10 protein-coding genes are annotated in these 13094 nt (G+C 60.8%); 4 read left to right on the top strand and 6 right to left on the bottom strand.

All coding sequences use genetic code 11. The features are described 5' to 3' along the window. The 3 genes from BUA15_RS06215 to BUA15_RS06205 are packed head-to-tail and all read right to left on the bottom strand — an operon-like array spanning position 1 to position 3082. Complete coding sequence (locus BUA15_RS06215) at positions 1–1329, bottom strand: FAD-dependent oxidoreductase (RefSeq protein ID WP_072715106.1); 1329 nt, start codon at positions 1327–1329, stop codon at positions 1–3. Further along, positions 1329–2312, bottom strand: a complete 984-nt coding sequence (locus BUA15_RS06210; protein ID WP_072715105.1) for an electron transfer flavoprotein subunit alpha/FixB family protein — start codon at positions 2310–2312, stop codon at positions 1329–1331. Before BUA15_RS06210 ends, BUA15_RS06215 begins: the two co-directional genes overlap by 1 nt. 2 nt (positions 2313–2314) lie before the next feature. After that, a complete protein-coding gene (locus tag BUA15_RS06205; RefSeq protein WP_072715104.1) occupies positions 2315–3082 on the bottom strand; it encodes an electron transfer flavoprotein subunit beta/FixA family protein in 768 nt (255 codons plus the stop codon). Between the two features lie 180 nt (positions 3083–3262). Between BUA15_RS06205 and BUA15_RS06200 the strand changes: the two genes are divergently transcribed. Next, a complete protein-coding gene (locus BUA15_RS06200) occupies positions 3263–4405 on the top strand; it encodes a 6-bladed beta-propeller (protein WP_143149575.1) in 1143 nt (380 codons plus the stop codon). Positions 4406–4588: 183 nt separating this feature from the next. Here BUA15_RS06200 and BUA15_RS06195 read toward each other — a convergent pair whose 3' ends face one another. Both BUA15_RS06195 and BUA15_RS06190 read right to left on the bottom strand, forming a co-directional pair. After that, positions 4589–8011, bottom strand: coding sequence for a CRTAC1 family protein (locus BUA15_RS06195; protein WP_072715102.1), 3423 nt, complete (start codon positions 8009–8011; stop codon positions 4589–4591). Positions 8012–8240: 229 nt separating this feature from the next. Beyond that, positions 8241–10232 (bottom strand): AMP-binding protein, encoded by a 1992-nt coding sequence (locus BUA15_RS06190; RefSeq protein WP_072715101.1) that lies wholly within the window; start codon positions 10230–10232, stop codon positions 8241–8243. 109 nt (positions 10233–10341) lie between these two features. On the opposite strand from BUA15_RS06190, the gene msrB reads away from it, so the two are divergent. Then, a complete protein-coding gene (gene msrB / locus BUA15_RS06185; protein WP_072715100.1) occupies positions 10342–10752 on the top strand; it encodes a peptide-methionine (R)-S-oxide reductase MsrB in 411 nt (136 codons plus the stop codon). Here msrB and BUA15_RS06180 read toward each other — a convergent pair. Continuing rightward, positions 10740–11204: a DoxX family protein gene (locus BUA15_RS06180; protein ID WP_072715099.1), complete on the bottom strand. Its 465-nt coding sequence runs from the start codon at positions 11202–11204 to the stop codon at positions 10740–10742. The genes msrB and BUA15_RS06180 overlap by 13 nt on opposite strands. Positions 11205–11373: 169 nt before the next feature. Between BUA15_RS06180 and BUA15_RS06175 the strand changes: the two genes are divergently transcribed. Both BUA15_RS06175 and BUA15_RS06170 read left to right on the top strand, forming a co-directional pair. Then, positions 11374–11940: an NUDIX hydrolase gene (locus BUA15_RS06175; protein ID WP_072715098.1), complete on the top strand. Its 567-nt coding sequence runs from the start codon at positions 11374–11376 to the stop codon at positions 11938–11940. Positions 11941–11973: 33 nt separating this feature from the next. Further along, complete coding sequence (locus BUA15_RS06170) at positions 11974–13092, top strand: hypothetical protein (RefSeq protein WP_072715187.1); 1119 nt, start codon at positions 11974–11976, stop codon at positions 13090–13092. The last annotated feature ends 2 nt before the right edge of the window (positions 13093–13094 follow it).

The following is a 13094-nucleotide window of genomic DNA, read 5'->3' as shown; positions in this document are numbered from 1 at the left end:
TCAGAGGGCTTTCCAGGCCCGGTAGGTGAGTTTCAGAAGTTCCAGGGGGGAGCTATGGCGCCGGATGACCTCGGGCAGGATCTGGCGCAGCTTGGGAGCCGGTCGGTTCTCCACGCGGAAAAACTCGCGGCCCAGGTCGCATACCAGGCGCGGCATGCGTTCATACATCACCGGCTCATGAAGCAAACGGACGGCTGCCTGGAAGTTCCGCATGTTCTGCAGGACGTAGCTCTGTTCCAGGCGTTCGCGGTAGCGGCGGAGCGTAGCGGCTGAAAAGTCGCCGGCCTGGCGGGCGTCGAGGACGGTTTCAGCCGCGAGGATGCCCGAATGCATTGCGAAGTCCATGCCCTGAATGGCTTTGCCAGCATTCAGGAGCAGGTTGGCCGCTTCGCCGGCTACCAGAACCCCATCGGCATACACCTCACGCGGCATGGCTCGCAGGTCGCCGGTAGAGACCACATGGGCGGCATATTCGACGACCTCGCCGCCCCGGATCATATCGGCCACCACCGGATGTGCTTTGAAGCGGTCCAGCAACTCATAGGGTTTTTTGCCTTTGCGGCGCAGGTCGGCCATGCCCAGGACCAGGCCAATCGACACGGTGGTGCGGTTTGTGTAGAGAAAGCCTCCGCCTTCGACGCCTTCGGTAATCGCGCCGATGAACTCGTTAGCCATGCCGCTGCGCTCGGTGAGCTGGAAGCGATCTTCGAGCACCTTGCGATCAAAACGAAGCACTTCTTTGACGCCCACGGCCAGGTAATCGGCCGGGACGTATGCGGTTTGCAGGCCAATCTGGCGCGTGAGCAGGTTGTTGACCCCTTCGGCCAGAATCACACAGTCGGCGTAAAAGCGTTCGCCTCCGGCCTCAACGCCCACGACGCGGCCGTTTTCAACCAGAAGGCGCTCTACAAGTACGTCGAAGGCCAGCAGCGACGATTCGGCGCAGGCGCTCTGGTCGATGACTTCCTGCACCTTGTCGGCAAGCCAGCGGTCGAACACAGCCCGCAATACCGTCACGCCCATGTAAGGGGGCGTATCGTAGTGGCTTGATTTGAAGTCGATGGAAAAAGCAGACTGCTCATCCAGAAACGTAAGCCGTCGATGATTGACAAAGCGTTCGAAGCCGGCGTTCGGGTCGTTCCAGTACTCGGGGACCAGGCGGGCCAGGTCGGTGCCCCAGAGCACCCCGCCAGAGACGTTTTTGGCGCCACTGTAGGCCCCTCGTTCGATCAGCAGAAACGGGACTTCGTTGCGAGCCAGCACCATGGCGGCGCTCAGCCCGGCAACGCCGCCTCCGACAATGATGCAGCCAAAGCGTTCCGCTTCCATTAGCTTCCGGCCTTGATGCGACGTACTTCTTCAATGAGCAGCGGCAGAATCTGGTACAGATCGCCCACGATGCCATACGTGGCGATATTGAAGATCGGCGCGTCCGGGTCCTTATTAATGGCCACGATTACCTTGCTGCCGGCCATCCCGGCCACGTGCTGAATTGCGCCGGAGATCCCCACGGCAATATAAAGCGTAGGGGAAACCACCTTACCGGTCTGGCCGATTTGCAGCGAAGCCGGGAAAAGCCCGGCCTCGATGGCGGCGCGGGATGCACCTACAGCGGCCCCCAGCTCGCGGGCCAGCGTCTCCACCAGTTGCTTACCGGCTTCGTCGCGCACGCCTCGGCCGGCGGCCACGATGATGTCGGCTTCCGAGAGATCGACCTGATCGGTTGCGCCGGTTAGGACTTCCCGGAGCGTAGCCCGCAGCACGCTGGCATCAAAATCGAACGGCACGGCAACCACTTCCGGGTCGGTAGCAGTCTCCGCGGGCTGCGCGTGGTAAGCGCCTGCGCGCACTGAAATTAATACCGGCTGCGCGGCTGCTTCAGTATCGGCCAGCACGCGGGCAGCCATCACCGGGCGCGTGACCGTAACGGTCGGGGTCACCTCGAACGAGGCGACGTCGGGCAGGGCTGCAGCGCTCACGCGGGCTGCCAGCGCTCCCAGCACATCCTTGATGGCTTCCGTCGAGGGAAAAGCCATCACGGCCGGCTGCGCGGCCTGAAACACAGCCTCCAGCGCTGCCAGCACCGGCGCATTCAGGTGTTGGGCCAGCGCAGCATGCTGCACTAGGTAGATCCGATCTACGCCGTAGGGCTTCAGTGCTTCGATGAAGCGTTCTGCGTCGGGGTGCAGCACGCAGGCAGCCAGCGGGACGCCATCGCGACGGGCCAGCTCCCGCATGCGCGTCAGTACTTCCAGCGAAGAACGGGTGGGTCGATCCTGTTGAATCGAAATATAGCAGAGGTAGGTGCTCATGGTTACAACACACGGGCTTCTTCGCGGAGTAGATGAACAAGTTCACGAACGACTTCGGCCGGCTCACCTTCGAGCTTGCGGCCAGGAGTACGGGGCGGTACCGGTCGGTAGCCGGTTACGCGCGTTTGCGGCTGAAGCTGATCAGGCGCCAGCCCCAGGTCAGACAGCGTAATCCGCTCAACGGGCTTGCGCCGAGCCTGCATGATTCCCCGAATCGAGGGGATGCGGGGATCGTTCATGTCGTTAGAGATCGTTACCAGGCCCGGCAGGGTCAGCTCAATAAGCTCGCGACCGGCATCGCCCTGGCGGGTCACGATCAACCGGCCCTGCTCATAAGCCAGCCCCACCGCATTGCTCACGTAGGGCAGGCCCAGCCGCTCGGCCAGCATCGTACCCGTAAGTCCTGCATCGGTATCCTGGGCCTGTTTGCCCGTAAAAATTGCATCGTAACTTCGGTCCCTGAAAAAGGCCGCGAGCACTGTGGCTATGGTAGCCGAGTCCCAGCCTGCAGGGTCGGCTTCGATATGATAGGCCCGCTCGGCCCCCATGGCCAGGGCCTTACGGATCGTTTCGGAAACCGAGGCCGGGCCGATAGCAACAACCTCGACGCTACCTCCGTGCTGCTCGACCAGCTGCAATGCGCCTTCTACCGCAGACGCATCATAAGCATTGAGCACGTGGCGCTCGACGTCGAATTGCAGGCGCCCATCCACAATTCGAAAGGGCGCTTGAATGTCAGGTACCTGTTTAATGCAGACGCAGATGTTCATGGCCTTTCAGAACTGATCTTCAGAAGCATCCCCATTTTACAAAATTTCCGCCATTAGGAAGGAAGCGCTTTTGGATTCTTTGCAGAAGATCCCGAAAAGGCGCTGCTTTAAAATAAAGTATTGCGCCGGTCCGTTCTTTCAGAAGAGGAGCTGAGGAGCCATTTTTGACGCGACAGCATCATGCACAGGAGACACCTGTTTGGCCTGGGACTCCTGCTCATGTTCCTGACAGCCTGCCGTTCAGAAAGACCGCCGCAGCTATCTGATCTGCCTGCTGCTCTCGACACCTGGACGCTAACGCCCATCGCAACGCTGGGGGAAGAGACCGATTCGGTCGTATTTGGCTGGATTGAACAGGTGGTGGTCGATCGGCGCGACCGAATCTGGGTGGCCGATCGCGATGCAGGTGAAATCTATGTCTTTACGGCCGATGGGACCTGGCAGCATCGATGGGGTGGCAAAGGGGAAGGACCCGGGGAATTTCAAGGGCTGCTATCCCTTGCGCTGGGACCAGGTGATTCGCTGTATACCTGGGACTGGCAGGCGGGAAGGGTGCAGGTGTTTACGTTCGAGAATGGATTTGTGCGGGCATTCCGGCCAGACTGGCAAGCACCGGGGCAACCAGGGGTTCTCAGTCAGTTTGGCCTGCGCCTGGTGGGGGTCGTTCCTGAAGGCATGCTGCTGCAGTATTTACCGCCGCTGCGAAGCTTCGAGGAGCTGGCAGCGCCACGTCCGGTCCTGGTGTTGTACGCTTCGTGGAACGGACAGGTACAGGATACGCTCTTGCAGCAGGAGATTCACCCGCCTCTGGTGCATCGGCTTTCAAGTGGGGCGATTGCTGTGAGTGAGCCGCCGTTTGCCTGGCAGCCGGTGATTCGCGCAGACCAACGGGGCTTTCTCTGGTACGGGCGCACTGATTCCCTGAAGATTGAACGTATCGACTGGCAGCAAAAACAGCGTGTCGTGGTGGTGCAGTATCAGGTGCCCCGGGTGCCCGTTACCGAGGCCGATCGCGATTCGCTTCTGCAGGGCGAAACGCTTGCGCTGCTGATACGGGAGACGGGCTATAAACTGCCCGCTTTTAAGCCTGTGTTTACCACCTTTGCACTGGGTCCAGACGAGACCATCTGGGTGCGGCTCAGTCCGCCGCACGGAGTTTCCGAGGCCCACTGGCTGATTTTCAATGCGCAGGGGCATCTGCTGGCCGACACCTACCTTCCTGTGGACGTGGAGGAGCTTGCCGTGGGGACCCGTATTGTGGCGGGGCGCACGCGCGACCGCACGCGGGTGCTCCTCTTTCGCCGGCCTACCGGGGCCGTTTGAAGCTGAAGAAAGTCCAGCTGCGCGACGTGCAGCCTTTCCGCCTTCTGACCTCCCAGGTTGGTCCAGAGGGGTAGGTTGTTATGACACGGGACGCGCTATTCGTCCGGCGTTTATTTCTACCGGTTGCTGGTAGACAGACAGGCATTTACCGGAAAGATGGTGCGGCTTCGTTGACCGCGCCGGCTACTTGAGCGGCAGTGTTAGTTGCTGGTCGAAGCGGTCCGGTGCGACGTATCGCGTGTGAAAGTGCAGCCAGTCTTCCGGAAAGCGTTGATAGACCGGATCGTCCCAGAGCCGCCCGGGCGGGGTATCGTAGCCGGGTTGCCCGTGGTAGGGAAGCGGGCGCACGGTACGTGAGAACGTCGTGTTGAAATCGCCGTCTTTGACCCATCCATCGCCAATCAGCACAAAGTCGCGCACCCAGCCTTCAGGTGGATCGGGAAGCGCCTGAAACCGCAAAACCAGTTCGTCTCCGGCATTCATAATGACGTAGCGATCGTCCACGCGAGCCAGCAGCTCGCGCACGTCGCCAAAGCGCGTGTAGTAGCCTTCCAGGTCACGCCAGCGCTGGGCCGTACTGGCCAGCGAATCATACAGCGGAATTTCAGGGGCTGCATGGAAAGGTTGAACGGTTGCCGAATAACCGCGATAGCGAAGTTCGGCGACGGCAGGTTGCAGGCGGTGGGTGCGCAGCGAAAGCGCAGGACGGCCTTCTGCCCAGCCAATCCAGTCCCAGTAGATTTCCAGGTTAGTATGGAGGCGCACGCGGTAAGGACCGCCTTTCGGAAACTGATTCGTCAGGTCAATCACAATCGTTTTCAGGCGACCGGCCGGAAAGCCCAGGTCCGGGTACGCTACGCGCCAGCCCCCCTGGCCGTCAGGGACCTCGACGCGCAGGCCCCGCGGCCGCGGGTGGCGTCCCTGACTGATGGCAACGTTAATGGAGCTATCGGTAGGCCGCAGCCAGCCGTAGGCGATCAGGTAAAGGGGCTGATCTGCCGGCACCTCCTTACCCAGATCCACCTCAATGAAGTGCGGTTCGGCGATGCCCTGGTAGGCGCCCAGCGCAAATGCGTCGAAATAGTGGCCGTCGCGCTGTTGCACCATCGCGGTTACGTCTCGGCCGGTGTGGTTGGTAGCGCGAGCGATGGGCTGCACGGGGCCGGTGGTGTAGAGTTTCAACAGGCGTGGAGGGAAAGCAAAGCGTTCGTCTACCCAGATTTCGGTTCCTTCCGGATGATCGACCGCCATGAGTGATATATGATCAAAGAAGTGCGTTTCCCATAGCTCGGCCGTGATGCGCACGTCATAGAAACCGTTGCGCGGGCGGAGCTGGTCGCCGCGGATTTTAATCCAGTCTTCGGTCTGGGCAATATCGCCTGTTTCCTGGGCATTGATGCGCAGGCCCAGCGGCGAACCCCAGATGAAGTCGGTCACGAAGACCATGCGTTCGCCGTTGAATGTAAAGACCCAGGGACAGGAGCCTTTCAGGCGTTGCGTGGCCTGCACAGTCTGGTTAGCGGCCAGGTTGAACTCGGCCTGGACGTTGCCGTTGGGCCAGACGATGCGGGCCAGCGGCACGCGCGTTTCCAGTCCGAGGCCGAAATGCACTACCGGGGCCTGAATGACCTGCTTCTGATAGATAGTGCCGGCGCGGATTTCGACAATCCCCCCGATGCCGAAGCTGTTCACGCGCTGGTCACCCACGACAACGGCCTGGGGATGCAGTTGCGTCCAGCCATAGGGGGCGTCGCTCTGGTTCAGGAGGCGAATGGGGGTGCCGTCGGGTTGGACGGCAGCAAGATCCAGGCGACCGTCCCCGTTGAGGTCAGCTGCGTCAAAAGTCTGCGCGTTGAGGGAGAGCGGTTCGGGGCGGAGATTTCCGCGGGCGTTAACCAGCCAGATCCAGGTCTGGGCAGGCACGGATGCGATGAGATCCTGAGCGCCGTTGTTGTCCAGGTCGGCGGTAAAGAGGTGTGCCTGGCGGCAGGTAGATTCGGGAAGCGTAGGTGTCCGAGAGGGCAGGGAAGATATGTGCCAGGAGCGGGTGTGCGGGGCGTAGGCCAGTTGCTGCAGCGTACCGTCGGGACGCCACAGGATCAGTTCGAGACGGCCGTTGTGATCCAGGTCGGCGGTAGTGATGGTGCAGCTTGTGGTGGAGGGTAGGGTCGTATCGGGCAGAAAGAGACCCTGGCGCTCGTTGCGCCAGAGGTGGAGCGTGCCGTTCAGGTCGAGCACGGCCAGATCAGGGTCGCCATCGCTGTCGAGGTCGCTCCAGACGAGTTGATGGGGAGCTGTGGAGAAGACGCGTTGGATCTGGAAGGTCTGGTCTCCGTTATTGCCCACCCAGAAAATGCCAGAACGGGTGCCCACCAGTAGGTCCAGATCGCCTTCTAGGTCAAAGTCAGCTACCCAGAGGCCGGTAAGGGTGACCGCAGGCAGGTCTGGGAGCTCTATCGTGGTGAAGGCACCATCGGCATGTTGGCGATAAAGCCGGAGGCCCTGGCGGCCCAGCAGGGCAATGTCCATGCGGAAGTCATTGTCGAAATCGAACAGGGCCAGACTGTTGCGTGGAGAAACGGTCGGTGGTGTAGGGCCCGGACGGTTTAGCACAGCACCGTCGTGGAATTGCACGTCGCGTGCGCGGACCAGAAGCAGGGAGGGGCTGGCATCGGCGGCCTTCCAGACCACGCGCAGCGCCTGTACGGAAGCCGTGGACAATGGCTCTGGCTGGAAGGTCATGAGCGTATCGGGCAGGGCAAAGGTGGCCTGTGGGCGTTTCAGGCGCAAGGGATTGGAAAGAGGGGGGCTGAGCACATCCGGTGGTGGTTGCAGTTCGGCCAGGTCGGTCCGAAAGGCTGGATGCTGAAGAAGCGTGTTCCGAAGGAAGCGCACCTGAGTGGTCAGAGCCGTCCAGTCAGGGGGGCGGATCAGGGCTTGCAGTTCCTGCCAGACAACGCGCGCCTCTTCCGGCCAGGTGCTGACAAGGGATTGCAGATGCGTAACGGTTTCGCGAAGCATTCGTGCGTTTTGGGTGGCGACCGCTCGGTGCAGGCGTTCCAGCCAGAGGGCCTGGTTGTCGGGGTGGTAGTGCAGCATGCGGGCAAGCAGCGTGTCGGCCGTTAGCGTATCGTCGGGCATAGGATGGGTCTCCAGCAGCTGGAACAGCAAATAGGCGGCTTCAAGATCAGATGGGTCGGTGCGGAGCGCCTGGAGCAAATGTGATCGGGCTTGTTCAGGTTGGTCTTCGGCCAGGGCCAGTCGCGCTTGCAGCACGTGAATGCGCGGATTTTCAGGGGCCAGACGGGCGGCCTGATTCAGATAGCGGCGGGCCGCTTCCAGATCGTTTCGGCGCAGGGCCAGCAGGCCCAGGTTGGCCCAGGCGGCCGGTTCGCCGGGAGCCTGTTCGGTCACCCGTTCTAAAAGTGCACGGGCTCCGCGATCTTCGCCGGCCTGCAGGGCTGCCAGCCCTGTATAGAAGGCGGTGATGGTTTCCTGATAGGCATCAGTGCCGGGCTCCGGCACCGAGGGGGTTGGGCGGCAGGCAGTTGCAAGCAGCGCCACCCATAGCAGCGTCAAAAGGCAGGTATTCCGGCTGTGGGGCATGGCTTCAGGTAACACAACATCACACGACCTCTGCAAGTTAGCGTCGTCGGGGGATACGGGCAAGGCGAGCGCAGTGTCCTGTAAGGAATGGTGGGAGGAAAACGGTCTCCCATGGCGGCGACGAACCTGGAGGCCTGAGGCCAATGAGCGAGCCGCAGCCGACAGGTTATTTTACAGGCAAATACCAGGAGCCTTCCGACACCTGGCTGAGTGCCCAAATAGACAGCAGTCAGACAGCCTGCCGAATGGCTTCGACGGCTGTTGGGTCTTCAAGGCTGCTCAGGTCGCCTGGGTCCTGTCCCAGATAGGTTGCCCGAATCACACGACGCATGATCTTAGCATTGCGCGTTTTGGGCAGGGCAGTCACGAAACGAATTTCGCGAGGTTTTAGCGGTTTGCCCAGCGCGGCTACCACCCGATCCATAAGCTCCTGGCGGAGACGTTCGGAGGGCGTTCTGCCAGGCTTGAGCACCACGAAAGCAACCACCTCTTCGCCTTTGACTTCGTGAGGGACCCCAATGGCCGCGCTTTCGGCGACGGCTTCGTGCGCGTTCAGGATTGCCTCGACCTCGGCCGGCCCCAGCCGCTTGCCGCCCACTTTGATCGTATCGTCTGAGCGTCCCAGAATGTACCAGAGGCCATCGCGGTCAATGGCAGCAAAGTCGCCATGTACCCAGAGGCCTTCGATGCGCCGCCAGTAGGTATCGAGATAGCGTTCCCGGTCGCGCCAGAAGCCCCGGGTCATGCCAATCCAGGGTTTGCGGATAACGAGTTCGCCGACTGCTTCCCGCACGGGACGTCCCTGTTCGTCCACTACATCGGCGGCCATGCCCGGCACCGGTCCGGAGAACGCGCAGGGTTTCAGGGGGCGGAAGAAATTCCCGCAGAGGATACCTCCAGAGATTTCCGTGCCGCCCGAGTAGTTCAGAATGGGCTTTTCACGGCCAAGCACGTGTTCAAAGCACCAGAGCCAGGAATCAGGGTCCCAGGGACTTCCGGTTGAACCGACGGCGCGCAGGCTCGACAGATCGTGGCGGTGGATGGGCTCTGGTCCATGGGGACGCAGAGCCCGGATCAGGGTAGGGGAGACGCCCAGATGCGTAATGCGATGCTGCTCGACCAGTGCCCACAGGCGATCCACGTCTGGATAGTCGGGTGCGCCATCGTAGAGCACCATGGTGGCACCGATAAGCAAGGTGCCAAAAACCAACCAGGGCCCCATCATCCAGCCCATGTCTGTGACCCAGTACATGGTTTCGCCAGGCTTGAGATCCATGCACTGGTACATGTCCTGCGCGGCTTTAATGGGAAAGCCGCAGTGCGTGTGAACTGCGCCTTTGGGACGGCCGGTGGTCCCGCTGGTGTAGATGACCATGAGCACATCCTCGGCCTCGGTGCGGACCGTCTCGGCCTCGGACGGCTGCGGCCAGACGAGCTCATGCCACCAGTGGTCGCGTCCGGGCTGCATAGGGACCGACGCGGGCTCGGTTTCCAGGCGCCGGAAGACAATGACGTGCGCTACGCTGGGACAGTCGGCCAGCGCCTCGTCCGCAATTGGCTTCAGATAGACAGGGCGGCCGCGCCGGTAAAACTCGTCGGCCGTAAACAGAAAGCGTGCGGCTGCGTCGCGAATGCGGGTGCGGACTGCTTCGGCGCCGTAGCCGCTGAAAAGCGGTAGCACAATGCCGCCCAGCTTGATCACAGCGAGAAAAGCGATGACCAGCTCGGGCGTCATAGGCATAAACAGCGCGGCCACGTCACCTTGCTGGAAGCCCAGGGTTTGCAGAGCGCGAGCGCAGCGACAGACCTCGGCATGCAGTCCTGCGTAGGTCAGTGTGCGCTGCGTTCCTTCTTCGCCTTCCCAGCGCAGGGCGATGCGTTCGGCCGTTTCCGTTTCCTGCCATTTGTCCAGCAGATTATGGACGATGTTGAGCTGACCGCCGACGCACCAGCGGGGAAAGGCAGGGCCCTCGCTCAGGTCTAAGATCTGCGTATAAGGGCGGTAGAAGCGAATGTCCAGGTCTTCCAGCACGGCCGGCCAGAACCATTCCGGATCCTCGACCGAACGCGCCTGCAGCTCGTCCAGTGAGCTGATGCGGTGGCGATTCATGAATCGCTGCAGGTTGCTGGCCGCAATCCATTCCGGTCGCGGTTCCCAGACTACGGGCTGGTTGAAGGGAAACGTTTCTGTAATCGAATCAAAAGCGCTTCCTGTTTGCATGGTTCGGATACCACCGGTTGTGTCGGAGGGACCTTTAATGATACGGGGAGGAGCTTGCCCGGTGCAAGATCGTTTAGGAAGCCCGAAGAGTAACGATCCGGATAGTGCGATGGCTGTTCCCAGGGTTACGCGCACTGAAGAAGAATGGCGACAGTTGCTGACGCCAGAGCAGTATCGCATTCTGCGAGAACATGGTACGGAGCCAGCCTTTAGCGGAAAATACTGGAATCACAAAGCGCCGGGCATTTATCGTTGCGCAGGATGTGGGCTGCCTTTGTTTTCGTCCGCTGCGAAGTATGATTCGGGTACCGGATGGCCAAGTTTTTATGCCCCGATTGACCCGGCGCACGTCGAGACGTCCGACGACTACAGTCTGGGGATGCATCGCATTGAGGTGCATTGTGCTGCCTGCGGAGGCCATCTGGGACATGTGTTTCCGGATGGGCCGCCGCCTACAGGGCTGCGCTACTGCATTAACTCGGCTGCGCTGGTTTTTGAACCAGCTGATCAGGCGCCCTGAGGCTCCAGTCGTTGGGCAGAAGGCCTGGACAGTATCCGGGCATCAAGTGAATACGGACCGGCGCCAAAGACGCTGTACACGACCAGCAGAAACAGCACCAGTGCTGAGAGCTCCAGCGACTGGCTGGTCGAAAGCAGACCTTCCTGCAAGTGCAGAAGGAAAGTTGCGACAAACAGGATAGGTACCTGTGCCAGGGCAGCCAGACGCGTGAGCAGCCCGGCTGCCAGCATCAGGCCGCCGGCCAGGTGTGCCAGCGCGACGTAGTGGACCGCCGCCATGGGCAGGAACCAGTCCAGATTCTGACCCTCCACAAAAGCCATAATCCGGGAAGAGTCGGCTACAAACAGCCACCCACGTACAAAAAGCGCCACCCCCAGGTACATGCGGATCAGGTCATACCCGAGCAGCCGATGCGCGTCAAGCCAGGTGTAGAGGTCCTTGAGCGGTCTCATGGTCCCGCAGGATGATTGTTAATTGTTAAGATTTCTTAAAGAGGAGATATGCCAACCACCGCAAAGCGTTCCGGCCTGCCGCATCTTTTTGGATCCATGTGCGTTACCGCCCGACGGTATGTTGTTTGATGCCCATTGACGCTTTGGTAGGACCGATCTGTCGGCATAGATGAAACGCTGGAAAGTTCTTAAACAGGAGTATCTGCTCCGACGCTGGTGGATGAACCTTCGCGTGGATCGGGTGCGCTTACCCAGTGGAGAAGAGATTGAAGAGTTTCATGTCATTGAGTATCCAGACTGGGTGTGCGTGCTCTGTTTGACAGAGGAGGGACAGTTGGTAATGGTAGAGCAGTACCGGCACGGCCTGGGGGTTGTGAGCCTGGAGCTTCCGGCCGGTGGAATTGAGCCGGGGGAAGATCCGCTGGAGGCGGCGCAGCGTGAATTGCTGGAAGAGACCGGTTATGAGGCCTGCTGCTGGGAACCGCTGGGGCGTTGCGCGCCGGACCCCAGCAAGCACACCAACCTGGCGCACATCTTTGTAGCACGAGCGGCACGGCAGGTCAGATCGCCGCGTCTGGATCCGGGGGAAGACATGGAGGTTCGCCTTGTAAGCCCGGCTGATGCCTTGCGTTTAGCCGACGAAGGGCAGATTATACATGGGATTCACGCGGCTGCGCTGTTCTGGGCCCATTTTCGTGGGATTTTGCCTGATGGGCATGCGAACCGGGCGGCCTGATTCGTTCTGTAGGCGGCCTCCCTGGGCATGGTCATGCGAACGGGAAAAATTGCGGGCTGGATTGCAGGTATTGTGCTGGTATTGCTACTAAGCGGCTGCCAGCAGCAAGCGTCTTACCGGGTTGCCCAGCTTTTGCTGCACCGGTACGGATGGGATTCCTTGCAGGTAGCTGTGCAGTTTGTAAAGCAGCGGTGGCCGAGCAGTCCTGAGCCCGTCCAACCCGATTCGTTGCAAGTCCTGCTGCTGAGCGCACGTTACGATACGCTGTATCTGGGCGCAGCGCGGATGATTCCGGTTCCAGATGCTCGGTTGGAGGATCAGGAGCGGCTGTTGCTGGAAGTGTGTGGATGGTTCGCGGGGCGGGTGGTGTGTGATCAGATTGGCCTGAATGCGTCCCCCAAACGGCTGGTTGTTGAGCCAGAAATCGTCTATCCGTTCCAGGGAACAACAGCTCGGCTCTACTATCGGCTGCGTTCCCGATGGGAGCGTCAGCGCTACGACGGGGATGGCTGGGAGCCACTGCCACTGCAACGGTCGTTTCAGGGATATCTGCTTATCGGAACGCAGGCTGATCCGCACAGTCAACTCCGCGTGCCCCTCCGAACCTGGGAAGGGGTTATCGAACTGTCTGCACTGCCTGCTTTTTCTGATTTTCGCTACGCGTTGCAGCAGCAATTTCGCGTCGGGCGTTCGGCTACGGTGACCTTTGAGCTTTACGCCGGCCTGGAGACGCCTGAGCTGCTTACGTCTGTTACGCGGCGCTTGCGGCCTAAGACGGAGGCCGAACGTAAAGCGGAAGTGGCGCATTTCGCCGGAGAAGCGTTGCAGCAGGTGGTCGAGCGCCTCAGCGGGCGATGGTATCCTGTCTGGCTTCAGGTGGAAAGCTGGAGTTTTAATCCACTGAACCTCCAGTATGTGGTGGAGGTAACCGCACGCTGGCGCGAAGGCGGTTGGTTCCGACCGCTCTGCGTGTTGTCTGGGGTGCTGACCATCTCTGAAGATGGTACCGCAGCGACGTTCCGCTGGGTATCGGGTAATCGAAGGGCACAGGAGCGCTGGCAACAGCAGGTTGGACAGGACGTGCTGAACCTGGATGCGCTGCCTCCTCCTGAGTTGCCCGAGAGTGACGAAGTGATTGTTTCGGGGTGGTAAAG

Origin of the sequence: Rhodothermus profundi (genome assembly GCF_900142415.1) — a bacterium.
Lineage (GTDB): Bacteria > Bacteroidota > Rhodothermia > Rhodothermales > Rhodothermaceae > Rhodothermus > Rhodothermus profundi.
The sequence above is the reverse complement of the archived record's forward strand: the minus strand, read 5'-3'. Positions and strand labels throughout refer to the sequence as shown.

What these genes read in the sequence shown, in the direction of transcription:
- BUA15_RS06215 (WP_072715106.1), bottom strand. Translation starts at nt 1,329, where the DNA reads ATGGAAGCGGAACGCTTTGGCTGCATCATTGTCGGAGGCGGCGTTGCC.
- BUA15_RS06210 (WP_072715105.1), bottom strand. Translation starts at nt 2,312, where the DNA reads ATGAGCACCTACCTCTGCTATATTTCGATTCAACAGGATCGACCCACC.
- BUA15_RS06205 (WP_072715104.1), bottom strand. Translation starts at nt 3,082, where the DNA reads ATGAACATCTGCGTCTGCATTAAACAGGTACCTGACATTCAAGCGCCC.
- BUA15_RS06200 (WP_143149575.1), top strand. Translation starts at nt 3,263, where the DNA reads ATGCACAGGAGACACCTGTTTGGCCTGGGACTCCTGCTCATGTTCCTG.
- BUA15_RS06195 (WP_072715102.1), bottom strand. Translation starts at nt 8,011, where the DNA reads ATGCCCCACAGCCGGAATACCTGCCTTTTGACGCTGCTATGGGTGGCG.
- BUA15_RS06190 (WP_072715101.1), bottom strand. Translation starts at nt 10,232, where the DNA reads ATGCAAACAGGAAGCGCTTTTGATTCGATTACAGAAACGTTTCCCTTC.
- msrB (WP_072715100.1), top strand. Translation starts at nt 10,342, where the DNA reads ATGGCTGTTCCCAGGGTTACGCGCACTGAAGAAGAATGGCGACAGTTG.
- BUA15_RS06180 (WP_072715099.1), bottom strand. Translation starts at nt 11,204, where the DNA reads ATGAGACCGCTCAAGGACCTCTACACCTGGCTTGACGCGCATCGGCTG.
- BUA15_RS06175 (WP_072715098.1), top strand. Translation starts at nt 11,374, where the DNA reads ATGAAACGCTGGAAAGTTCTTAAACAGGAGTATCTGCTCCGACGCTGG.
- BUA15_RS06170 (WP_072715187.1), top strand. Translation starts at nt 11,974, where the DNA reads ATGCGAACGGGAAAAATTGCGGGCTGGATTGCAGGTATTGTGCTGGTA.